At 70.8% G+C, this 21304-nt stretch carries 21 protein-coding genes; 10 read left to right on the top strand and 11 right to left on the bottom strand.

Annotation, left to right across the window (positions count from 1 at the left end):
- Window positions 1-7: 7 nt before the first annotated feature.
- From K3A85_RS06800 to K3A85_RS06820, 5 genes are all read left to right on the top strand, one after another.
- Window positions 8-1216 carry a murein hydrolase activator EnvC family protein gene (locus K3A85_RS06800; protein WP_225205716.1) on the top strand — a complete coding sequence of 403 codons (1209 nt, stop codon included), beginning with the start codon at window positions 8-10 and terminating at the stop codon, window positions 1214-1216.
- 95 nt (window positions 1217-1311) lie between these two features.
- The gene (locus K3A85_RS06805; protein ID WP_225205717.1) at window positions 1312-2643 is read left to right on the top strand and encodes a S41 family peptidase; all 1332 of its coding nucleotides are present in this window, start codon (window positions 1312-1314) and stop codon (window positions 2641-2643) included.
- Window positions 2644-2653: 10 nt separating this feature from the next.
- Window positions 2654-3142, top strand: a complete 489-nt coding sequence (locus K3A85_RS06810; RefSeq protein ID WP_225205718.1) for a disulfide bond formation protein B — start codon at window positions 2654-2656, stop codon at window positions 3140-3142.
- Complete coding sequence (locus K3A85_RS06815; RefSeq protein WP_225205719.1) at window positions 3139-3660, top strand: demethoxyubiquinone hydroxylase family protein; 522 nt, start codon at window positions 3139-3141, stop codon at window positions 3658-3660. The genes K3A85_RS06810 and K3A85_RS06815 overlap by 4 nt, the downstream gene beginning before the upstream one ends.
- A 23-nt stretch (window positions 3661-3683) precedes the next feature.
- Window positions 3684-4262, top strand: a complete 579-nt coding sequence (locus K3A85_RS06820) for a hypothetical protein (protein ID WP_225205720.1) — start codon at window positions 3684-3686, stop codon at window positions 4260-4262.
- Between the two features lie 16 nt (window positions 4263-4278).
- Here the strand turns inward: K3A85_RS06820 and K3A85_RS06825 are convergent, their stop codons facing one another.
- The 3 genes from K3A85_RS06825 to K3A85_RS06835 form a co-directional block, all read right to left on the bottom strand.
- Window positions 4279-4875, bottom strand: coding sequence for a lysozyme inhibitor LprI family protein (locus K3A85_RS06825; RefSeq protein WP_225205721.1), 597 nt, complete (start codon window positions 4873-4875; stop codon window positions 4279-4281).
- A gap of 70 nt (window positions 4876-4945) precedes the next feature.
- Window positions 4946-5830, bottom strand: coding sequence for a hypothetical protein (locus tag K3A85_RS06830; RefSeq protein ID WP_225205722.1), 885 nt, complete (start codon window positions 5828-5830; stop codon window positions 4946-4948).
- Complete coding sequence (locus tag K3A85_RS06835) at window positions 5827-6831, bottom strand: isopenicillin N synthase family dioxygenase (RefSeq protein WP_225205723.1); 1005 nt, start codon at window positions 6829-6831, stop codon at window positions 5827-5829. The genes K3A85_RS06830 and K3A85_RS06835 overlap by 4 nt, the downstream gene beginning before the upstream one ends.
- Before the next feature lie 132 nt (window positions 6832-6963).
- Here K3A85_RS06835 and K3A85_RS06840 point away from each other — a divergent pair, with 132 nt between their 5' ends.
- From K3A85_RS06840 to K3A85_RS06860, 5 genes are all read left to right on the top strand, one after another.
- Window positions 6964-7902: a LysR family transcriptional regulator gene (locus K3A85_RS06840; protein ID WP_225205724.1), complete on the top strand. Its 939-nt coding sequence runs from the start codon at window positions 6964-6966 to the stop codon at window positions 7900-7902.
- 88 nt (window positions 7903-7990) lie between these two features.
- The gene (locus K3A85_RS06845; protein ID WP_225205725.1) at window positions 7991-8920 is read left to right on the top strand and encodes a sterol desaturase family protein; all 930 of its coding nucleotides are present in this window, start codon (window positions 7991-7993) and stop codon (window positions 8918-8920) included.
- Window positions 8917-10509 (top strand): tetratricopeptide repeat-containing sulfotransferase family protein, encoded by a 1593-nt coding sequence (locus K3A85_RS06850; protein ID WP_225205726.1) that lies wholly within the window; start codon window positions 8917-8919, stop codon window positions 10507-10509. Before K3A85_RS06845 ends, K3A85_RS06850 begins: the two co-directional genes overlap by 4 nt.
- Before the next feature lie 11 nt (window positions 10510-10520).
- The gene (locus K3A85_RS06855) at window positions 10521-10880 is read left to right on the top strand and encodes a hypothetical protein (RefSeq protein ID WP_225205727.1); all 360 of its coding nucleotides are present in this window, start codon (window positions 10521-10523) and stop codon (window positions 10878-10880) included.
- A gap of 129 nt (window positions 10881-11009) precedes the next feature.
- Window positions 11010-11348 carry a UrcA family protein gene (locus tag K3A85_RS06860; RefSeq protein ID WP_225205728.1) on the top strand — a complete coding sequence of 113 codons (339 nt, stop codon included), beginning with the start codon at window positions 11010-11012 and terminating at the stop codon, window positions 11346-11348.
- 32 nt (window positions 11349-11380) lie between these two features.
- Here K3A85_RS06860 and K3A85_RS06865 read toward each other — a convergent pair whose 3' ends face one another.
- From K3A85_RS06865 to K3A85_RS06900, 8 genes are read right to left on the bottom strand one after another with little or no spacing between them, the layout of a single operon-like run.
- Window positions 11381-12310 carry a Vgb family protein gene (locus tag K3A85_RS06865; protein ID WP_225205729.1) on the bottom strand — a complete coding sequence of 310 codons (930 nt, stop codon included), beginning with the start codon at window positions 12308-12310 and terminating at the stop codon, window positions 11381-11383.
- 5 nt (window positions 12311-12315) lie between these two features.
- On the bottom strand, window positions 12316-14085 hold the full coding sequence (atzF, locus tag K3A85_RS06870) for an allophanate hydrolase (protein WP_225205730.1): 1770 nt from the start codon (window positions 14083-14085) through the stop codon (window positions 12316-12318).
- Entirely contained in the window at window positions 14082-17720 is a 3639-nt protein-coding gene (uca, locus tag K3A85_RS06875; RefSeq protein ID WP_225205731.1) for an urea carboxylase, read from the bottom strand. Before uca ends, atzF begins: the two co-directional genes overlap by 4 nt.
- Window positions 17717-18352, bottom strand: a complete 636-nt coding sequence (locus K3A85_RS06880) for an urea amidolyase associated protein UAAP2 (RefSeq protein ID WP_225205732.1) — start codon at window positions 18350-18352, stop codon at window positions 17717-17719. The genes uca and K3A85_RS06880 overlap by 4 nt, the downstream gene beginning before the upstream one ends.
- Window positions 18353-18372: 20 nt before the next feature.
- Complete coding sequence (locus K3A85_RS06885) at window positions 18373-19197, bottom strand: urea amidolyase associated protein UAAP1 (RefSeq protein ID WP_225205733.1); 825 nt, start codon at window positions 19195-19197, stop codon at window positions 18373-18375.
- Window positions 19194-19670 carry a CopG family ribbon-helix-helix protein gene (locus K3A85_RS06890; RefSeq protein ID WP_225205734.1) on the bottom strand — a complete coding sequence of 159 codons (477 nt, stop codon included), beginning with the start codon at window positions 19668-19670 and terminating at the stop codon, window positions 19194-19196. Before K3A85_RS06890 ends, K3A85_RS06885 begins: the two co-directional genes overlap by 4 nt.
- Complete coding sequence (locus K3A85_RS06895; RefSeq protein WP_225205735.1) at window positions 19667-20488, bottom strand: ATP-binding cassette domain-containing protein; 822 nt, start codon at window positions 20486-20488, stop codon at window positions 19667-19669. The genes K3A85_RS06890 and K3A85_RS06895 overlap by 4 nt, the downstream gene beginning before the upstream one ends.
- The gene (locus K3A85_RS06900; RefSeq protein WP_225205736.1) at window positions 20485-21300 is read right to left on the bottom strand and encodes an ABC transporter permease; all 816 of its coding nucleotides are present in this window, start codon (window positions 21298-21300) and stop codon (window positions 20485-20487) included. The genes K3A85_RS06895 and K3A85_RS06900 overlap by 4 nt, the downstream gene beginning before the upstream one ends.
- Window positions 21301-21304: the final 4 nt, after the last annotated feature.

Below are 21304 nucleotides of genomic sequence, written 5' to 3' on the forward strand. Positions count from 1 at the left end.
GGGTCCCATGACGTCGCGCGCCGCACTTCTTCTCGTCTCCGCCTGCCTTGCGCCGCTGCTGGCGTGGGCGGCGCTCGGCCAGCCGGCGCCCTATGGCAGCAGCGCGCAGGCGGGCGACGCCCTGCGCGAGGCGGCGCGCGCGCTCGCGCAGGCGCAGCAGCGCGCCGAAGGGCTCGACCGCGCCGCGCGGCGCGCCACGGCCGAGGCCGATCGCACCGCCGCGCAGGTCGCCGCGACCGCCGCGCGCATCCAGCAGTCCGAGGCCGAGATCCGCCTGGCCCAGGCGCAGGGCGCGGCCGTGGCGCGCCAGCGCGATGCCCTGCGGCTGCGCATGGCGGCGCGGCAGGAACCGGTGGTGCGGCTCACCGGCGCGCTCGAACTGCTCGCCCGCCGGCCGCTCGCCTTCAGCCTGATGCGCACCCAGTCGCTGCGCGATACCGTCTACTTGCGCGCGGTGCTTGAAGCGGTGGTGCCCGAAGTGCGCCGCCGCACCGCCGCGCTGCGCGGCGAAATCGTGCGGGGCCGCGCGCTCCAGGACAGCGCGCGGCTCGCGGCCGGGCGGTTGCGCGAAGGCGAGGCGGCGCTGGCCCGCCGCCGTGCCGAGCTGATCGCGCTCGAAAGCCGGCAGCGCATCGCCTCGCGCGCGGCGCTAGGGGTCGCCAGCCGCGAGGCCGACCGCGCGCTCGCGCTCGCCGAGGAGGCGCGCGACCTGTCGGCGCTGGTCGGCCGGCTCGAGGCCGACGGCGCGCTGCGGCGCGAGCTTGCCGCGCTGCCCGGACCGGTGCAGCGGCCCGCGCGCCCCGGCGACGTGCTCGTGGCCGATGCGGTGGCGCCCGGCGCAAGCGCGGCGGCCCGCTTCTCGTGGATCGCGCCGCTCGGCGGGCGGATCGTCAGCGGCTTCGGCGAGGCGACCCCCGGCGGCGCCGCGCGCGGGCTGACCTTCGCCCCCGCCCCCGGCGCGCAGGTCGTCGCGCCCGCGCCGGGCCGGATCGCCTATGCCGGACCCTATCGCGGCTACGGCCGGATCGTGATCATCGAGCACGACGGCGGCTGGTCGAGCCTTGTCACCGATCTCGGCCGGCTCGACGTCGCGGTCGGCGATCGCGTGCTGCAGGGCTCGCCGCTCGGCGCGGCAGGGCCGGGTCGCGCGGCGGTGACGGTCGAGCTGCGCAAGGACGGCCGCCCGGTCAATCCGCTGTCGGTCATGCCCGGATGACGCCGGCGCCGCGTCATCCCCTTTCGCCATCTGGCGTTCAGCCCGGCGGCGTTATAGAAGCGGCGACGATGCAATCCCTCACGCGAAAGGCCCCGATGGCCAAGTCCCTTGCCCCGCTGCTGCGCATGACCGCGCTGGTCGGCGCCGTCGCGCTGCTTCCCGTCGCCACGGCCGGCCTCGCCGCGGTCGATGCAAGGAGCGGCCCGCAGTTCGGCAAGCTGCTCGCGGTCTACGAACGGATCAAGGCCAACTACGTCGAGCCGGTCGACGACGACAAGCTCATCAAGGGCGCGATCGACGGCATGCTGGCGACGCTCGATCCGCACAGCTCCTATCTCGACGCGCGCGATTTCGAGAACTTGCGCACCCAGACCGACGGCTCCTACGGCGGGCTCGGCCTGTCGGTGACGATGGACGACGGCGCGGTCAAGGTGATCGCGCCGACCAAGGGCAGCCCCGCCGACCAGGCCGGGGTCAAGGCCGGCGACTACATCACCCACCTCGACGGCAAGCTGATCTACGGCGGCACGCTCGACGAAGCGGTCGACCAGATGCGCGGCCCGCCCAACACCTCGATCAAGCTGACCATCTTCCGGCCCGGCCGCGACGAGCCGTTCGACGTGACCATCACCCGCCAGATCATCGACCTCAAGCCGGTCGACTGGAAGGTCGACGGCAATGTCGGGGTGATCTCGGTCTCGCAGTTCAGCGCCAACGTCGGCACCGAGGTCGCCGCGGCGTGGAACCAGATCAAGGCGAAGACCGGGGGCCGCCCGGCGGGCCTGGTGCTCGATTTGCGCGGCAATCCCGGCGGCCTGCTCGACGAAGCCGTGGCGCTGTCCGACCAGTTCCTCGAAAAGGGGCCGATCGTCTCGCAGCGCGGCCGCTATGCCCGCGACAACGAGGTCTACAACGCCCAGGCCGGCGACATCGCCAGGGGCGTGCCGGTGATCGTGCTGATCGACGAAGGCTCGGCCTCGGCCTCCGAGATCGTCGCCGGCGCGCTGCAGGACCAGCACCGCGCGCTGATCATGGGCCAGCGCAGCTTCGGCAAGGGCAGCGTCCAGACGCTGATCCAGCTGACCCCGACCACCGCGCTCAAGCTGACCACGGCGCGCTACTACACGCCTTCGGGCCGCTCGGTCCAGGAGGGCGGCATCGATCCCGACATTGCCGTGCCGCAGATTTCCGACCCCGACCTGCGCAAGCGCGCGCTGCGTTCCTACCGCGAAAGCGACCTGCGCGGCCACCTGGTCAACGAGATCAAGGACGACAAGGATCTCGAGAAGGACAAGATCGACGACCCGCGCTTCAAGATGACCCCCGAGGAACTGAAGGCGAAGAACATCGAGGACTTCCAGCTGTGGTATGCCGAGCAGACGCTCGGCCGCACCACGCCGCAGGCGCTCGCGTCGCGCAAGCGCTGAGGAACAGGCCATGACTCCGCACCAGTCGCGCCACGCCGCCTACGCGCTTGCCCTGCTCGTTCCCGCCGCGCTGCTCGGCGGGGCGCTGGTCTCGCAATACGCCTTCGGGCTCTACCCTTGCGAGATGTGCTGGTGGCAGCGCTATCCGCACATCGCCGCGCTCGTGCTCGCCGCGCTCGCGTTCTCGCTGCGGCAAGGCGCGGCGGGCGACTGGCTGGTCCGGCTCGCCGCCGTCGCCATCGGGATCAGCGGGCTGATCGGCGCGTTCCATGCCGGTGTCGAATATCACTGGTGGGAAGGGATCACCGCCTGCACCCGCACCGCGGCGTCGGGCGGCGATCCGCTCGCGGCGATCATGGACGCGCCGGTGGTCCGCTGCGACGTGGCGCAGTGGACGCTGTTCGGAGTGAGCCTTGCCGGGTTCAACTTCCTGATTTCCACGTTCGGAGCCGTGGCGGTGTTCGTGCTGCTCGGCAAGGGCCGCAGGAGGATCGCATGACCACCGTTTCGCGCAAGACCGCCGCCATGCTCCGCGTCGACCAGGCCGGCGAGTTCGGCGCCACGCGCATCTATGCCGGGCAGCTGGCGGTGATGGGCGACCGTGCGCCGGGCGCGCAGGAGATCGCCGGAATGGCGCGGCAGGAGGAAGACCATCGCCGCCGCTTCGATGCGATGATCGCGCAGCGCGGGGTGCGGCCGACCGCGCTGCAGCCGTTGTGGTCGGCGGCGGGCTTCGCGCTCGGCGCCGCGACCGCGCTGATCGGCCCGGAGGCGGCGATGGCCTGCACCGCGGCGATCGAGACCGAGATCGACCAGCACTATACCGAGCAGCTCGAGGAGCTGGGCGACGAGGATCCCGAGCTCGCCGCCGTGATCCGCGAGTTCCGCGACGACGAGCGCGAGCACCGCGACGCCGCCTTTGCCGCCGGCGCCGAGCGCGCGCCGGCCTATCCGCTGCTGTTCGGCGCCGTCCGCCTCGGCTGCCGCGCCGCCATCGCGCTGTCCAAGCGCATCTGACCGCCCCCCGGAGTGCCCGCACGATGAAGCCCGTTCTCGCCGCTGCCGCCGCCCTTGGCCTCATCGCCTTCGCGCCGTCCCCCGTCCTCGCCCAGGCCGCCCCGGGCGAAAAGGTCAACCAGCTGATCGTCTATGGCGACGATCCCTGCCCTGAATCGAAGGACGGCTCGATCACCGTCTGCGCGCGCAAGGAGGAATCCGAGCGCTTCCGCATCCCCGCACCGTTGCGCGACAATCCCAACGCCGCGGTCAACCAGGGCTGGACCGATCGGGTCAAGGCCTACGAAACGGTCGGCGCGGCCGGCGCCTATTCGTGCTCGCCGGTCGGTTCGGGCGGCGCCTCGGGCTGCATGGCCAAGCTCATCAACCAGGCCTACGCCGAAAAGAAGCAGGGCACCGACGTGCAGATGGGCAAGCTGATCGAAGAGGAGCGCGCAAGGCGGCTCCAGACGATCGACGCCGATGCCGCGGCCGAACAGGCCCGGGTCGAACAGCTCGAAAAGCAGTACGACGCCCGCATCGCCCGCGAACGTGCGGCGGAAGCGGCGGCGCCCGCGACTCCGGCCGCGCCCCAGCCGCTCGCCACGCCGCCGCAGAACTAGTTCACCGCCTGAAGCCTCAGCGCAGCGCGCGGCAGGTCACGGGCTTGCCGCCCAGTGGCGCCAGCCGCAGCCTGCCGCCCTTCTCGCTGGCGGTGACGAACGGCGTCCAGCTCGACGCGCCCGGCGGCGAGGCCAGCGCGACGATCGCGCCGTCGGCGTCGGCGCCCACCCACACCGCGCCCGCGCGCCGCACCGTGCCGAACCCGGGGCAGTTCCAGCCGGCCGCCTCGGTCGCGCCCGGGCCAGCGAGCGCCGCCAGCACCGCGGTGCGGTCGGCATAGGCCGCGCGCAGGCAGGCGGCGTGGTCGGAGCGCATCGCGCAGAGCGAGCGGCGCCGCAGCCAGGCCTCCTGCGGCTCGATCCCGGGCGAGGCGGGCACGAGCGCCTGCGTGCCGGCGCGGGCCAGCACCGCGACCATCGCCGCGTCGGCTTCGCGCAAGCCGGGGTCGGAGCAGACGAGCTGGTCCGAGGCATAGGTCGGCGCGGCGCACTCGGCATGGGTCTGCGCGACCGGCGGCGGCACGGCGGATTGCGGCGGCGGCGGCGCCGCCGATGCGCGGGCTCCGGCGAGCGCGAACAGGCCTGCCGCGATTGCCGTCCACTGCCTGCGCATCGTTTCCCCCCTGCTGGTTGCCGCCGATTTTCGCCGATTGCCGCCGATGGCGACGATAGCACGGCGCGGCTCAGCGCACCACGCGGCCGTGGGGCATGACGTGCGCCCGCTCCCGGGCGATCCACTGGCGCGCGGCGGGCGTCGCCTCCGACGTCCCGGCGAACAGGAACGTGGGCAGGTGCAGGTCGATGATGAAGCACAGGCGGTCGCCGGTGGCCGGATCGTGCAGCGACACCGATCCGTCCGGCTCGACCGTGAAGGGACCCTCGATCAGCGGCTGACCGATGCGCCAGGGCTGCGTGCTGAGCGCGACCGCGTCGCCGCCGCTCGCAACCGACACCTCGTAGCTTTCCACCTCGTCGGCGCTCGCCGCGCCGCTCGCCAGCGCCGCCGCGATCGATCCTGCCGCGCGCAGCCGCGCATCGACGTCCGGCAGGCGCGAACAGGCATAGGCCATGTGCTCGCCCGCCACGATCAGCCCGCCGTCCATCACGTGGCGCGCCCCGGTGCCACGCGCGGTCCGCTCGACCAGCCGCAGGCCCAGCAGCGGGCCGGAGGTCGCGAGCTGGCGCCAGTCCTCGACGTAGGCGCCCGAAGGCGCGAACTCGAGCACGGCATTGCCGATGAAGCGCAAGTCGGCCGGTTCGGGCCAGATGTCGTGCGGCTGGTAGCTGCGCGCGATGTCCCACGCCATCTGCCCGCGCGCCGCGTTCCAGCGCGTGTCGCCGGTCCAGCCCTGCCGCAGCTCGAGCGGGGTCTGCGCGCCCGCCGCCAGCCGCAGGTCGATGGTGAAGCTCGCCGACTGGAACCAGAACACCTGCGTTTCCTCGTCGGTCTCGCCGGTGCAGAAGGTGATGCTCTTGCGCCGGAACGCGCCCAGCAGGCGGGGCGGGAAGGGCACCTCGCCCGGCCAGACCACCGGCGGCAGCTTCTTCAGCAGTTCGGCGAGCGTCATGTCGGCGCCACCTCGACACGGCGCCCGAAGCTGTCGAGCGGGACTGCATCGTCGAGCACCAGCTCTCCGCGGGCGATGCGCTCCTTCAGGTAGCGGAAGGTCTGCGCGGTCTGGTTGAACAGGTGCTCGCCCGACTTGAGCGGGGCATAGCGCGGCGCCTCGCCCCGCACCACGGGGGCCACCACGTGATCGTAGTCGCAGGCATGGAACAGCGCGAACGCGTAGCGCTCCTGCGCCACCCGCTTCACCCGGTGCCGGGTCGCCAGATAGCGGCCGTTGGACATGATCTCCATCATGTCGCCGATGTTCATGATCAGGCTGTCCGGGACCAGCGGCACATCGCGCCAGGCGCCGTCGCGGTCGACGATCTGCAACCCGGCGGTGGTCGCGTAAAGCAGCGTGAAGCACTCGTAGTCGGTGTGCGCGCCGATCCCCGGGCGGTCCTGCGCAGTCGGATCGAACGGGTAGTGGATCAGCCGCAGCTGGCTCGGCGAATGGCGCGTGTGCGCCGCAAAGTGGTCTTCCTCCAGCCCCAGCGCCAGCGCGAAGGCGGCGAACAACTGCCGCCCGATCGCGGTGACGTGTTCGTAGTAGGCCAGCACGTCCTCGCGGAAGCCGGGCATCTCCGGCCACAGGTTGGGGCCGAGCAGCGGTCGCCGGCCCTCCTCGGCACGGTAGTCGCGATTGCAGTCGAACGCTTCCTTGAGATCGGGCGTGGCGCCGGCGAACTGTTCCTCGCCCACCGGGACATAGCCCGAATGGTTCACCGACTTGCCGATGTAGCTCGCCATCTTGGTCGCCTCGTCCTGCGCGAAGTATGCCTTGGCCCGGGCGAGCACGCGCGCGAAGATCGCCGGGTCGAGCTGCGCGCCGGTGATGGTGAGGAAGCCCGCATCGGCACAGGCCCGGTCGAGTTGCGCGGCCACGGCGGCGCGCGCGGCGCGGTCGCCTTGGACGAGCGCGGTGATGTCGACGACGGGGAGCACGGCGGTCTCGATCATGCACTCCGGCATAGGACGGGAAGGTTATAACGCCATTGACGACGTCCTTATGTTTTTCATCAATCTCATCTATGCCCTCGCGCGCAAAGCGGGGATATGTCCGCTTCCGTTGCGAATGAGTCCTGTTGCGCCATGACCGACCGCGTGCCCCTGATCGACCGCAAGTTCGCCAGCCGGGTCGACTGGAACCTGATGCGCACGTTCGTCGACATCGTGCGCGCGGGCGGCATCGGCGCGGCCGCGCGCCAGCTCAACCGCCAGCAGCCCAGCATCAGCGCGGCGCTCAAGCGGCTCGAGGAGCACGTCGGCGCCACGCTGCTCACCCGCAGCGCCAGCGGGGTCGAGATGACCGAGGCGGGCAAGGCCATGCTCGCGCTGTGCGAGGACATGCTCGAGGCGGCGCGGATGATGCCGCACCAGATCGCGCAGGCGACCAAGCGGGTCGAAGGCTTCGTCCGCATCCAGATCGTCTCGGGGCTGGTCTCGCCCGAATTCGACGAGGCGATCGCCAGCTTCCACCGTCGCAACCCCGCGATCCACATCGAGATCCGGGTCTCGCCCTGGCGCGAAGTGCTCGATGCGCTCGAGCAGGGCGAGGTCGAGATCGGCGTCGGCTACGACAGCACCGTGCGCGGCAGCCTGATGTACGAGCCGCTGCTGGTCGAACGGCAGCAGCTCTATTGCTCGCGCTCGAGCCCGTACTTCGGCTACCGCATCAGCCGGCTTCACGAATTGAAGGACGAAGGCTTCGTCCTGACCGGCGAGGACGAGATCGAGCTGATCACCCATTTGCGCCGGCGCTACCGCCTCGGCACGCGCGTCAGCGGCCAGGCCGAGGACATCAACGAGGCGCGCCGCCTGATCAAGCTCGGCGTCGGCATCGGTTTCCTGCCCGTCGCCGCGGCCGAGGCCGAAGTGGCGCGCGGCGCGCTCTGGCCGATGCTCCACGCCGATTTCGAGCCTTCCTACGACATCTACCTGCTTGCGCGGACCGATCCCGCGCGCGACACCGCGACCCAGCTGTTCTGGGACGAAGTGTTCCGCCGCGTCCGCTCGCAGCACCGGTCATAGATGGTGTCTATGTCTTTCATCGGGGAAATGCCCCTGCCTCGATGACGCGCTGCAACGCAACCTGCGACCCAAATCGGGAGTCGCACGAATGCTTGCCAGTGTCAGGACCACGCTCATCAACCTCATTCCCCCGGCGATGGTCGCGGCGTTCCTGCTGTTCTGGGCCTATGGCCCCAAGGACCTGCTCGCCAATCCGTGGACGCTGGTCGTCTGCACCGCGCTGGTCACGATCAGCGTGCTCGGCCTCGAATTCGTTTTCGAGCGCCACGAAGGCTGGCGCATGAACCGGCGCGAGTTCTTCACCGACCTCTACTACGTCGTGCTCAGCTCCACCGTGATCGCGTGGATGACGCAGACTTTCGCCGAGGCCCCGCTCCAGTCGCTCAAGACCGCGCTCGGCATCCACACGCCTTGGGTCGGGCAGCTGCCGTGGCTCGCGCAGGTCGCGCTGGCGGTGTTCGTGATCGAGTTCGGCCAGTACTGGATGCATCGCCTGATGCACAACTGGACGCCGTTCTGGCTGACCCACGCGCCGCACCATCACCTCACCCAGCTCAATGCCGCCAAGGGCGCGGTCGGCAATCCGATCGAGCTGTTCCTGATCACGCTCAGCGTGCTGGCCTTTTTCGACTTCGACCAGACCGCGCTGTTCGCCTGCTTCACCACCACCGCGGTGGTCTCGACCTTCGCGCACGCCAACGTGAAGTCGAACCCGCCGATCTGGTACTCGTTCTTCTTCACCACGATCCGCCACCACAGCCTGCACCACTCGACCGACTACGAGAGCACCCGCTGCAACTACGGCAACTCGCTGATCCTGCTCGACCGCATCTTCGGCACCTACAAGGAGGGCGAGGGCGTGCTGGTCGGACAGGACGAGCGCCGCCGCCTGTCGATCTGGGAGCAGACGGTGTTCCCCTTCCAGCCGCTGGTCGATCGGTACAAGGCGCGCAAGGCAGCCGCCGCCGCCGCGGCCTCCGCTGCGGTCCCCGGCACCGAAGGCGCCGCCGCGGCATGATCGCGACGCGCCCCGCGGCGGCCACGGCGGCGCGCCGCGCGCTGGCGCGGACCGCCCTCGCGCGGGGCGATTTCGATGCGGCGTTCGATCACGCGCAGGCGCTGCTCGCGGCCGAGCCCGCCTGCGCCGAGGCCCATTTCCTGCTCGGCATCGCCGAAGCCTCGTCGGGCGCGATCACTGCCGGGATCGCCGCGCTCGAACGCGCCGTGGCACTCGATCCGCAGGGCGAATACCGCGCCCATCTCGCCAAGCTCTACACCCTCGTCCGCCGCGAAGGCGATGCCGCGGCCATGCTGCGCGCGGCCGAACGGGCGCTGCCCGCCGATGCCCTCGCGCGCGACACGATGGGCTGCGTCTATGCCCGCCTCGGCGATCACGCCGCCGCACTGCCGCACTTCGACGCCGCCGTCGCGGGCCAGCCCGACAGCAGCGAGTTCCGCTACAACCAGGCGGTCACGCTCAATTTCCTCGGCCGCGTCGACGAGGCCGAGGCCGCGCTCGAGGCGCTGATCGCGCGCGATCCCGGCGCGGCGCGGGCGCACCATCTGCTCTCGTCGCTGCGCCGGCAGACCCGCGAGGCCAACCACGTCGCCCGGCTCGGCCAGGCGCGCGCCGCGGCGGCGCAGGGCCAGGCCCGCCTGCTGCTCGGCTATGCGCTCGCCAAGGAACTTGACGACATCGGCGAGGCCGAGCAGGCGCTCGACACGCTGATTGCCGCCAACGGCGAGCACCGCCGCAGCCTGCCCTACAGCTTCGCCCGCGACGAGGCGGTGTTCGACGCGATCGAGGCGGCGTGGGGCGATCTCGCCCGCGCGCCGGTGTCCGATCCCGCCGGCGATGCGCCGATCTTCGTCGTCGGCATGCCGCGCACCGGCACCACGCTGGTCGACCGCATCCTGTCCTCGCACCCCGCCGTCGAAAGCGCGGGCGAGCTTCAGGCGATGCCGCTCGCCGTCAAGCAGGCCGCGGCCACGCGCAGCCGCACCGTGCTCGACGCCGAGACCGTGCGCGCCGCCGCGCAGGTCGACCTCGGCCCGGTCGGGCGCGCCTACCTCGATCGCGCGCGCCACCATCGCCGCACCGGCGCGCCGCGCTTCGTCGACAAGTTCCCCGGCAATTTCCAGTACCTCGGCTTCATCGCCCGCGCGCTGCCGAATGCCCGGATCGTCTGCCTGCGCCGCAATCCGATGGACACCGTGCTCGGCAACTTCCGCAATCTCTTCGCGGTCGGCTCGCGCTACTACGACTACAGCTACGACCTGCTCGAGACCGCCGCCTACTATGTCCGCTTCGACCGGATGATGGCGTTCTGGCGCGCAGCGCTGCCGGGCCGCGTGCTCGAACTGTCCTACGAGGGCCTCGTCGCCGACCAGGAGGGCGAAAGCCGCCGCCTGCTCGCGCATTGCGGGCTCGACTGGGACCCGGCCTGCCTCGCCTTCCACGCCAATGCCGCGCCGGTTTCGACCCCCAGCGCGGCGCAGGTCCGCCGCCCGATCTACACCGAGGCCGTCGCGCGCTGGAAGCGCCACGCCGACGTGCTCGAACCCGTCCGCCAATACCTCGTCCGCGCGGGCGTGGCGGTCGAATGAAGGGAGCCACGATGAACCCCAGGGCCCTTGCGATCTTCCCTGCGCTCGCGCTCGCGCTGGCCGGCGCGGCCACGCCGGCGCATGCCGCGCAGGCGAAGCTCGTGCGCTGCGGTGCGGCAGACTGCCTGCTGGTGACCGGCCAGCGCGCCGACCCGGCGGCCGCGGTCACGGTCAACGACCACCCCGTCGCCGTCGCGGGCGGACGCCGCTGGAAGGCGAAGATCACCGTCGCCACCGTGCGCGCCTGGTCCGAACCCCATGCCCGTTCGATCGCCGTCGCGGTCGCCGGCGCCGTCGCCGAAACGCCGCTTCCCACGGGAATGCTCGGCCACCCCAAGGACTTGGCCATGCTCGTCGTCCGGGCACGGTAATAACCGCACAGAACTGGAGTAATAAAACTACAAACAAGCCTTCATTATTGAAAGTTTCATCCCCGGGCGCTATATCGACCATAGCAGCCGCCCGAAGAGCGGCGCGTGTTTTCCGCGCAGGAGATGAAGATGAAGAAGGCTTTCGTGGCGCTCGCCATGTTCGCATGTGCAACGCAGGCTTCGGCCGCCACCCCGACCAGCACCGGCAATCCGTTTGCCAAGGATCAGGCGATCCTCGACCTCAAGGGCCTCGATCTCGCCAGCGCCGACGGCCAGCAGCGCCTCGCCATCCGCATCGACGCCGCTGCGCGCGCGGTCTGCGGCGAGCGCCTCGAAGGCGTCCACCTCGCGCTCGAGGCCAAGGCCCAGGCCTGCCGTACCGCCGTCACCGCCGACGTGCGCAACCAGATCGAAGCGCGCCTCGCCGCCGCCGACAAGACCGGTACCCGCGTCGCCTCGCTGCGCTGATCCGGGTTAGGGGAGAGGCCTGAAACTTTCCCCTACTTCGCGCTGGGCCACCAGGTCAGCGTGTGGACGTCGTGCGCCGACGTCCACACGCCGCGCGGCGTCCAGCGCAGCGCGCCGCTGCCGACCGGCTTGCCCACCCGCGACAGGATCGCGTTGGTCGCGGCGTCGATCACGACGTATTCCTGGTCGTCGGTGGTGCGCAGCCAGACCTTGCCCGCCCCGGTGTCGATGTCGCCCCATTTCAGGTTGTCGCCGACCTTGATCCGCGCGGTCACCGCCATCGTCGCGGGGTCGATCCGCGCCACGGTGCCGTCGCCCTGTTCCTGAACCCAGACCGCGCCTTCGCCGGCGACGAGGAAGCCCGGCGCCTTGCCGAGCGGCGCCGTCCCGGTCACCGCGTTGGTTGCGGGATCGATGCGCTGGAGCAGCTGCTCCTTCGCGCTCACCGCCCATAGCGCGCCAAGCCCGAACGACAGGTACCAGGTCCCCGGCGCCACCGTCACGCTCGCCACCACCGTGTTGGTCGCCGGATCGATCCGCGCGATCTTGCCCGCCGCATCCGAGCCGATCCACACCGCGCCGGCGCCGGTCACGGTGTTGAGCTCGCCTTCGCGCTGGTTGGCGATCCCGCTCGAGATCGTCGCGAGCAGCTTTCCCGTCTTCACGTCGATCCGCTTGACCGCGTTCTCCGGGCAATCGGCGACCCACAGCGAACCGAAGTCGACGCTCATCCCGCCGCACGGCCGCCCCATCGGCGCCTCGGCGAGCTTGCCCTTGGTCGACCACTGTTCGACGCGGCCCTTGTTCGTTGCCCAGACGGTCGGCCCGTCGATCGCGAGGAAGTCGGCGAAGCCCGGCACCACCTGCACCTGTGGCGCAGGTGCCGCGTCTTCGGCATGGGCGGCAGCCGGCGCGAGCACGGCGGCTGCGGCGGCGAGCATGGCGCTCTCGATCCTGCGCATCGCGCTCACGCCTTCTGCGCGATATAGGCGCGCCAGCCGCCGAGGTGGGTGATGTCCTCGGCCCCGGTCAGCGCGCGCGGTTCGGCAACGAAGCCCTTCACGCTGGTCCCGTCGGCCAGCGTCACCGTGCCGATCGCGAGCGGCGGCGGCACTTCGACGACGAAGCTGCCGAACTCGGCCACGCCCAGCTCGTAGACCTCGACGAGAATCGCCGCGCCGTCGGCGCTATGCACCAGCGCGGGCTTGGGCGGCACGCTGTCGGCCATGGCGTAGAGGCGATAGGTCGGCGCGGTCTGCGTCGCCTCGACGAACTTCGCCTCGCGCGAAGTCAGCTGCCAGTGCAGCGGCATGTCCTTGAGATGCGCGCCGACGACGGCGAGTTTGACGGTCTGCATGCGGCCCTCCAGATCGAGCGGGGGTGGGGGTGGAAGCTGGGCTTGTGCGAGGTAGGCGTCGGCCGCGGCGATCAGCGCGCGGTCGCTGTCGGCAGGGCCGATCAGCGTCACGCCGAAGCCGGTCGCATTGCCGCGCGTCCCCGCCGGCACGGCGATCGCCGCCATGTCGAGCAGGTTGACGAAATTGGTGTAGAACCCCAGCGCGCTGTTGAGCGCGATCGGCGAGGCCTTCAATTCGGCCACGCGATAGGTCGTGCCCGTGGTCGGGAACACCATCAGGTCGATGTCCTGCCACAGCAGGTCGGCATGGCGCTTCAGTTCGGCGAGGCGGTAGATCCCGTTGAACAGCTCGACCGCGCCGATCTCCAGCCCCGGCGCCACCACTTCGCGCACCGTCGGGTCGAGCGCACCGGGATCGTCGCGCAGCAGCGCTTCGAGCGCGGCGGTGCGCTCGGCCACCCACGGCCCGCCATAGAGCAGCTGCGCCGCTTCCTGCAGCGGAGCGTAGTCGATCTCGACGATCTCGGCGAAAGCGCCGAACGCTTCGAGCGCGCGGTCGTAGAACAATTCGGAATCGACATCGCCCATGAAGGCGCGCTGGTCGCGGCGCGGCACGCCGATGCGCTTGCGCGCGCGCGGCCGGTCGGCGAGCGGCTTGGACCAGGCATCCCCCGCATCGAAGCCGGCGACCACGCTGTCGATCAGCGCGGCATCGGCGGTGTCGCCGGTGAACACGCTGATGCAGTCCAATGTGCGGCAGGCCGGCACCAGTCCCGAATTGCTCCACCGCCCCTTGCTCGGCTTGAACCCGATCAGGTGCTGGAAGGCGGCGGGCACGCGGCCCGACCCCGCCGTATCGGTGCCGAGCGCGAAGGCCACCAGCCCCGCCGCCACCGCGCTTGCCGAACCCGAGCTCGATCCGCCGCTGACATAGGCGAGGTTGTAGGCATTGCGCGGCGCGCCATAGGGGCTGCGCGTGCCGTTGAGCCCTGTCGCGAACTGGTCGAGGTTGGTCTTGCCCACGCACAGCGCGCCCGCCGCCAGCAGCCGCTCGACCGTCGTAGCGCTCGTCTCCGGGCGATAGGCGAAGGCAGGGCACGCCGCGGTCGTCGCGAACCCGGCGACGTCGATGTTGTCCTTGACCGCGAAGGGCACGCCGGCAAGCGGCAGGTCCTCGCCCGCCGCCAGCCGCGCGTCGATCGCGCGCGCCGCTTCGCGCAGCGCCTCGTCGCTGGCGCGCGAAATCCAGATCTGCGGTTGCACCGCATCGTAGGCGGCGAGCCGGGCCAGCGTCTCCTCCGCCTGCGCCAGCGCCGTGGACCGGCCGCTGCGCACGGCCTCGGCGATGGCGATCACGCTGCGACGGTCGAGCATGGTCATGCCGCCTCCACCGGTGCGTGGGCCTTGAGCGCGAGCATCGGCGTTCCGGGCTGCACTGCCTGCTTCTCCTGCGCATAGAGCGCGGCGACCACGCCCGAACCCGGGCTTTCGACGCGGCATTCCATCTTCATCGCCTCGATGATCGCGATGGTCTGGCCGGCTTCGACCGTGTCGCCCACCTCGACCAGCATCTTCCACACGCTGCCGCCGAACGGCGCTTCGATCAGGTCGGCGCCCTCGGGCACCTGGATCGCGCTCGCCGGCGCCGGCTCGGTCTCGGCCGCCTCGGCGCGGTCGAACTCGCCGCGCCGCTGCCATTCGGCGCGCTCCTCGTCGAACGCCGCCTGCCGCCGCGCTTCGAACGCGGCGATCGCCTCGGCATTGTCGTTGAGGAAGGCGCGATAGTCGGCAAGGCGGAACTCGGACGGCTCGATCCGGATCGAACGCCGCCCGGTGGGGAAGTCGCGCCGCCAGGCTTCCAGCTCCTCAGCGCTCACCGGATAGAACCGGATCTGGTCGAAGAAGCGCAGCAGCCAGGGCTTGCCGTCGATGAAGGCGTCGGTCTGGCGGTGGGTGTTCCACACCTGGATCGTGCGGCCGAACAGCTGGTAGCCGCCGGGCCCCTCCATGCCGTAGATGCACATGTACGCGCCGCCGATGCCGACCACGTTGGGCGGGGTCCAGGTCCGCGCTGGGTTGTACTTGGTCGTCACCAGCCGGTGGCGCGGATCGACCGGCGTCGCCACCGGCGCGCCGAGGTAGACGTCGCCGAGGCCGAGCACGAGGTAGTTGGCTTCGAAGATCAGGTTCTCGACCGCGGCCGCGTCGGGCAAGCCGTTGATGCGGCGGATGAACTCGATGTTGTCCGGGCACCACGGCGCATCGTCGCGCACCGCGCCCATGTACTTCTCGATCGTCTCGATCGTCGCCGGGTCGCGCCAGCTCAGCGGCAGGTGGACCACGCGCGAAGGGATCGCGAAGTCCTCGAGATCGCCCAGCCGCTCCTCCGCCGCGATCAGCGTCGAAAGCGCCTGCGACTGCGTCATCGTCGCGCCGTCGAAGTGGAACTGCAGAGACCGGATGCCGGGCACGATGTCGATCACGCCGGGCAGCGCCATGCGCTCCAGCTCGGTCATCAGCGCCTGCACGCGGATGCGCAGCTCGATGTCGAGCACGATCGGCCCGTATTCGACGAGGATGTTGCGGTCGCCCTGCTGGCGATAGACCGTGTGCGGGTTTTTCGGCCCCTCGGGAATTTCCGACAGGATCGGCGAAAGCGTCGCGATCGGACGCGCCGGGCCGCAATCGGGGCGCTCGCCGCTCGCCAGCAGGCGGCGCTGCAGGCTGTCGGCCAGCGCTGCGTCGACCGCGTTGACCGGGCAGAAGCGCAGCTTGTCGCCGGGGGAGAGCTGGCCGATCTTCCATCGGTCCGCCGCGATCACCACGAACGGACAGACGAAGCCGCCCAGCGATGGGCCGTCGGGGCCGAGGATGATCGGCATGTCGCCGGTGAAGTCGACCGCGCCGATGGCGTAAGGGTTGTCGTGGATGTTCGACGGGTGCAGCCCCGCCTCGCCGCCGTCCTTGCGCGCCCATTCGGGCTTGGGGCCGACCAGCCTCACGCCGGTGCGATTGGAGTTGTAGTGGACCTGCCACTCGGCCGAAATCAGCGTGTCGACGTCGCGGTCGGTGAAGAAGTCGGGCGCGCCGTGCGGGCCATAGAGCACGCGCAGCGTCCATTCGTTGCCCATCTCGGGCAGCGTGGCAGAGGGCAGGGGCGCTTCGCGTGGCTCCGTGCCCAGGTGCAGCGTGTCGCCCGCCAGCAGCCGCCGCGCGGCATGGCCGCCGAACTGGCCAAGCTCGAAGGTGCTGCGACTGTCGAGATAGGGCGCGATGTCGAGCCCGCCTTCGAACAGGACATAGCCGCGCAGGCCCCCGCCGACCGCGCGGCCGAGCGCCAGCGTCTGGCCTGCGCGCACCGCGATCGGCTCGCCCCGGCCGACCCGCCGGCCATCGAGCGTGGCGGAAAAGTCCGCGCCCATCAGGCAGATGCGCGTGTCGGTGTTGAAGGTCATGGTCGGCCCGGTGATCGTCACCTCGAGCCCCGCGGTCCCCTCGGGATTGCCGAGCAGCCGGTTGCCCAGGCGGAACGACTGGTCGTCCATCGGCCCCGACGGCGGCACGCCGACCGACCACAGGTGCTGCCGCCCCGGCCAGTCCTGCACCGTCGTCGCGGTGCCGCCGCTGGCGATGGTGACGCTGCGCGGGGCATAGGCCACGTCCTGCAGCGCGCGGGTCGAAACCTCGCCGCTGGTGAAGGCGTGCGAGCGCACCACCTCGCGCAGCCAGCGCAGGTTGGTCTCGATCCCGTCGATCCGCGAGGCATCGAGCGCCGCCTGCATCGCCGCCACTGCCGCCTCGCGCGTTTCGCCGTGGACGATCAGCTTGGCGAGCATCGGGTCGTACCACGCGCTCACCGTGCTGCCCGCCATGCACCAGGTCTCGGCGCGGATGCCTTGCGGGAAATCGACCGCGGTCAGCGTGCCCGAGGTCGGGCGATAATCGAGCGCCGGGTCCTCGGCATAGAGCCGCACCTGCACCGAATGGCCATGGCCGCGCGGCGGATCGGTGTCGAGGAAGCCGAAGTCGCCCGCGCCCGCCCGGATCATCCATTCGACGAGGTCGACGCCCATGACCTCCTCGGTCACGCCGTGCTCGACCTGCAGGCGGGTGTTCATCTCGAGGAAGAAGAACTCCTCGCGCTCGGCGTCGTAGAGGAACTCGACCGTGCCCGCCGAGAGGTAGTTCGCCGCCTGGCCCAGCCGGATCGCGGCGGAGATCAGGTCGGCGCGCACCGCCGCCGGCAGCAGCGGGGCAGGGGCTTCCTCGACCACCTTCTGGTTGCGCCGCTGCAGCGAACAGTCGCGCTCGCCCAGCGCGACGATGCGGCCGCGCCCGTCGCCAAAGATCTGCACCTCGATGTGCCGCGCGCGGGCGACGAAGCGCTCGAGGAACACGCCGGCATCGCCGAAATTGCCCATGCCCTGCCGCGCCACCGCGGCAAAGCCCTCGCGCACCGCCGCTTCGTCCGCGCACACCCGCATGCCGATGCCGCCGCCGCCGGCGGTGGCCTTGAGCATCACCGGGTAGCCGATCTGCGCCGCCGCCTTCGCGGCTTCCTCCTCGTCGGTCAGCAGGCCGGTGCCCGGCGCCAGCGGCAGCCCGTGCGCCTCGGCCAGCGCGCGCGCGGTGTGCTTGAGGCCGAAGGTGCGGATGTTGTCGCCGGTCGGGCCGATGAAGACGATTCCTTCGGCCGCGCAGGCCTCGGCGAAGTCGACGTTTTCGGCGAGGAAGCCGTAGCCCGGATGGATCGCGCCCGCGCCACTCGCCTTCGCCGCGGCGAGGATCGCCGCGATGTTGAGGTAGCTTTCCGAAGCCCGCGCGCCGCCGATGCACACCGCTTCGTCGGCCTGCACCACGTGCAGCGAATCCTTGTCCGCCTCGGAATAGACCGCGACCGAGCGCAGCCCCATCTTGCGCAGCGTGCGGATGATCCGCGTGGCGATCGCCCCGCGGTTGGCGATCAGCACGGTGTCGAACGGCGGCCTGGAGGCGAGGGCGGGTGCTGCGCTCATGCGGTCACGATCATCCGGACGGGGGTGGGGTTGAAGCCGTTGCAGGGATTGTTGATCTGCGGGCAGTTCGAGACCACCACGGTCACGTCCATCTCGGCGCGCAGGTCGACCGTCAGGCCGGGCGCGGAGATGCCGTCGACGATCCCCAGCGACCCGTCGGGCTCCACCGGCACGTTCATGAAGAAGTTGATGTTCGAGACGATGTCGCGCTTGCCGCGCCCTTCGATAAGGTTCGCCTCGAGGAAGTTCTCGACGCAGGCGTGCTCCGACTTGGTGTGATGACCGTAGCGCAGCGTATTGGATTCGCACGAACACGCGCCGCCGATCGTGTCGTGGTATTCGACCGAGGTGGCGGTGATCGTCATCATCGGCCGGCCCTCGTTCGAGCGCAGCACGGTGCCTTGGCGCAGGAACAGGTTGCCCTGCGCCGCCACGGTGTCCTGCGCGCTGTAGCGCTCGGCATCGTCGGCCGTCGCATAGAGCAGGAAGTCGACCGCCTGGTTGCCTTCGAGGTCGACGATGCGCAGCGTTTGTCCGGCGGCCACGTGGTGCAGCCAGGGCGCGCGCGCGGGCACGACGCAATCGTGCACGACCGGGCCGGAAAGCCCGGCGAGATGGGGATCGGTGCTCATGGGTTCGTGTTCCTTCCCTCTCAGCGGCGGAAGTAGTCTTCGACGTTCAGGAAGGCGCGCAGGCCTTCGGGGGTGGCATTGCGGACGGGATCGTCCTCGCCGGTCACCGCCCCGCGCCACGCGGTCGCGCGCAGCGGGGTCACGGACCAGTCGGGCCGGGGATCAGCCACGTGCGGCACGTTGGCGATCACCAAGATCACGTCCATCTCGGCGCGCAGCACCACCTGCCGGCCGGGCGCGAAGGGGCCGACCTGCGGGGTGATCGCGCCATCGGCCTCGATCCTGGCGCCCTTGAACAGGTTGATGCACGGGTGCACGTCGCGGCGCTGCAACCCGTGCTTGGCCGCGCCCAGCAGGAAGCGGTCGCGCCCGTTGGGATAGGCCCCGCTGTTGCGGCCCTCGCCGTACTTCGCTTCGTTGGTGGCCGCGTTCGAAGTGCCGCAGAACGCATCGTGCGTGCCGGCGTCGTCCTCGACGATGCTCAGCAGCACGCGCCCCATGTCCGACAGCAGCAGCTTTCCGGCGCCGAGGTAGGCGTTCCACTGGACCTTGACCGTGTCGGCCACGTTCAGCCGCTCGCTCGGCATCTCGGCGTTGAACACCTGCAACCCGGCGCAGGCATCGCCCTTCAGGTCGATCAGCCGCAGCCGCGTGCCGCGCGTCAGGCGCCGCGTGGCATAGCCGCCCGCCGCGATCGTCTCCTCCCACACGAGGTCGTCGGCCGCGACGCCTGCGGGGAGGTCGCCTGCCACCGGCGGCAGCTTGGGCATCGCTTCGACCACGGTGCCGGCCATGGCGCGGGCATGGTCGCGCGCAGCAAGAGGATTGTCGAGAACGGCACTCATGCAACGGCTCCATTGCTGCTCTCGGCCGCGTCCGGCTCGTAGAGCGGCGGCAGGAGAGCGGTGGTGGTGACGAGCTGGAGCTGGTGCACGCCGCGCACCCGGCGCAGCGCGTCGCACAGCTCCTTCAGGCGGACGGCGGGCCCCTGGACCAGCAGGACCTCGAGCGACTGGTCGTCCTCGAGGAACACGTGCTGCGACGAGATCACTTCCTTCAGGTACTCGCCCTGGGTCTGCGCCAGCTGGTGGCGCACCCGGCCGCGGTCGCCGCGGTAGACGATGGTGATCGTGCCGGCGAGCATCTCGTCGGGGCGGGTGTGGGCCTCGTGCTCGGCGAGCGCGTGGCGGATCAGCTCGGCGATCAGCTGCGAGCGCGACGGCAGCCCGCGCTCCTCGACCATCACGTCGAGCTGGCGGAACAGTTCGCCCGGAAGGCTCATCGAAAGCCGGGCGAGGCTGGTGGGTTCGTTGTTCATGCCGAAGCCCTTTGCGCGATGTTCGCCGGTTGCGCGGCGGGTTCGTCGACCGCGCCCGGCGCAGCCTTGCGCAGCGCGAGGTCGTAGACGGCGGTGGCGCCGAAACGGTGCGGCGCGTGCGGATCGTGGCGGCGCTTGTCGAGCGCGAGCACCCGGGTGCCGAGGCCGAACGCCTCGCGGATGTCGTGCGTCACCATGATGATGGTCAGCGCATAATCGCGCCATAGCTGGGTGATCAGCGCGTGCATGTCGGCGCGGATGCCCGGATCGAGCGCGCCGAACGGTTCGTCGAGCAGCAGGATGCGCGGCCGCTTGATCAGCGCCTGCGCGATCGCCAGCCGCTGCTGCATCCCCCCCGACATCTGCGCCGGGTAGAGGTGCAGCGCATCGCCGAGGCCGACCGCGGCGAGCATGTCCGCCGCCTGCGCCTCGGCCGCCTTGCGCGCGCTGCCGAACAGCCGCGCCAGCAGCGGCGCCTTCACGCACTCGAGGCCGAACACGACGTTGCCGAGCGCGGTCAGGTGCGGGAACACCGAATAGCGCTGGAACACCACGCCGCGATCCGGCCCGCATTCGGGGGCGAGCGGCTCCCCGTCGAGCAGGATGCGCCCGCGCGTCGGCACTTCCTGGCCCAGGATCACGCGCAGCAGGCTGCTCTTGCCCGCACCCGAGGGGCCGACGATCGAGACGAACGAGCCCGCCTCGAAATCGAGCTCGACCTTCTCGAGCACGATCTTGTCGCCATACTCGACCCAGACGTCGTGGAGCGACAGGATCGGTGGGGACTTGGCCCCCGGGGTGTGGTCCGGCGTGCTCAATGGCTTGCTCCGTGGGCCCAGGGGAAGGCGCGCTTGCTCAACTGCGCCAGCGCCACGTCCATCACGATCGCCAGCAGCGCGATCCAGGCGACGTAGGGGATGATCACGTCCATCGACAGGTAGCGGCGGACGAGGAAGATGCGGTAGCCAAGGCCGATGTCCGAGGCGATCGCCTCGGCCGAGATCAGGAACACCCAGGCCGGGCCCAGCGCCAGCCGCAGCGCGTGGATCAGCCGCGGCAGCGCCTGCGGCAGCGCCACCCGCAGCATGATCTGCCACGATCCGGCGCCCAGCGTCTGCGCCTTGACGATCTGCTCGCGCGGCAGGCTGCCGACATAGGCGGCAATGTCGCGCACCATGACGGGCGTGATGCCGATGACGATCAGCGCCACCTTGGCGGTCTCGCCCAGGCCCAGCGCGATGAACAGGATCGGCAGCAGCGCGATCGGCGGGATCACCGCGATGCCGGTCACCAGCGGCCCGATCGTCGCGCGCACCGGCGGCAGCACGCCCAGCACCAGCCCGACCACCAGCGAGGTCGCGGTGGCGATGGCGAGCCCGAGGCCGAGCCGCTCGAGGCTGGCGAGCGTATCGGCCCAGAACACGTACTGGCCCGAGAGCTGGTCGGGCTGGAACAGCAGCGGGACCATGCCCGTCACCATCCCCTGCGGCAGCGGCAGGATCTTGTCGAACGGGTTCGCCGCGTGCCGGCTCACCGCCAGGAACAGATAGACCAGCAGCAGCAGCACGATCGGCACCGCGCCCAGCAGGACCGCGTCGCTCCGTCGTACCTGCCGATTCACCCAGCGCATCGTT

The sequence above is a fragment of the Novosphingobium huizhouense genome (assembly GCF_020179475.1).
GTDB lineage: Bacteria > Pseudomonadota > Alphaproteobacteria > Sphingomonadales > Sphingomonadaceae > Novosphingobium > Novosphingobium huizhouense.

Bases quoted from the DNA above. Each gene is read 5' to 3' on its own strand.
- atzF (WP_225205730.1), bottom strand. From the start codon at position 14,085: ATGACCATGCTCGACCGTCGCAGCGTGATCGCCATCGCCGAGGCCGTG.
- K3A85_RS06800 (WP_225205716.1), top strand. From the start codon at position 8: ATGACGTCGCGCGCCGCACTTCTTCTCGTCTCCGCCTGCCTTGCGCCG.
- K3A85_RS06840 (WP_225205724.1), top strand. From the start codon at position 6,964: ATGACCGACCGCGTGCCCCTGATCGACCGCAAGTTCGCCAGCCGGGTC.
- K3A85_RS06885 (WP_225205733.1), bottom strand. From the start codon at position 19,197: ATGAGTGCCGTTCTCGACAATCCTCTTGCTGCGCGCGACCATGCCCGC.
- K3A85_RS06860 (WP_225205728.1), top strand. From the start codon at position 11,010: ATGAAGAAGGCTTTCGTGGCGCTCGCCATGTTCGCATGTGCAACGCAG.
- K3A85_RS06805 (WP_225205717.1), top strand. From the start codon at position 1,312: ATGGCCAAGTCCCTTGCCCCGCTGCTGCGCATGACCGCGCTGGTCGGC.
- uca (WP_225205731.1), bottom strand. From the start codon at position 17,720: ATGAGCGCAGCACCCGCCCTCGCCTCCAGGCCGCCGTTCGACACCGTG.
- K3A85_RS06900 (WP_225205736.1), bottom strand. From the start codon at position 21,300: ATGCGCTGGGTGAATCGGCAGGTACGACGGAGCGACGCGGTCCTGCTG.
- K3A85_RS06865 (WP_225205729.1), bottom strand. From the start codon at position 12,310: ATGCGCAGGATCGAGAGCGCCATGCTCGCCGCCGCAGCCGCCGTGCTC.
- K3A85_RS06890 (WP_225205734.1), bottom strand. From the start codon at position 19,670: ATGAACAACGAACCCACCAGCCTCGCCCGGCTTTCGATGAGCCTTCCG.
- K3A85_RS06815 (WP_225205719.1), top strand. From the start codon at position 3,139: ATGACCACCGTTTCGCGCAAGACCGCCGCCATGCTCCGCGTCGACCAG.
- K3A85_RS06835 (WP_225205723.1), bottom strand. From the start codon at position 6,831: ATGATCGAGACCGCCGTGCTCCCCGTCGTCGACATCACCGCGCTCGTC.
- K3A85_RS06830 (WP_225205722.1), bottom strand. From the start codon at position 5,830: ATGACGCTCGCCGAACTGCTGAAGAAGCTGCCGCCGGTGGTCTGGCCG.
- K3A85_RS06845 (WP_225205725.1), top strand. From the start codon at position 7,991: ATGCTTGCCAGTGTCAGGACCACGCTCATCAACCTCATTCCCCCGGCG.
- K3A85_RS06855 (WP_225205727.1), top strand. From the start codon at position 10,521: ATGAACCCCAGGGCCCTTGCGATCTTCCCTGCGCTCGCGCTCGCGCTG.
- K3A85_RS06825 (WP_225205721.1), bottom strand. From the start codon at position 4,875: ATGCGCAGGCAGTGGACGGCAATCGCGGCAGGCCTGTTCGCGCTCGCC.
- K3A85_RS06820 (WP_225205720.1), top strand. From the start codon at position 3,684: ATGAAGCCCGTTCTCGCCGCTGCCGCCGCCCTTGGCCTCATCGCCTTC.
- K3A85_RS06850 (WP_225205726.1), top strand. From the start codon at position 8,917: ATGATCGCGACGCGCCCCGCGGCGGCCACGGCGGCGCGCCGCGCGCTG.
- K3A85_RS06810 (WP_225205718.1), top strand. From the start codon at position 2,654: ATGACTCCGCACCAGTCGCGCCACGCCGCCTACGCGCTTGCCCTGCTC.
- K3A85_RS06880 (WP_225205732.1), bottom strand. From the start codon at position 18,352: ATGAGCACCGATCCCCATCTCGCCGGGCTTTCCGGCCCGGTCGTGCAC.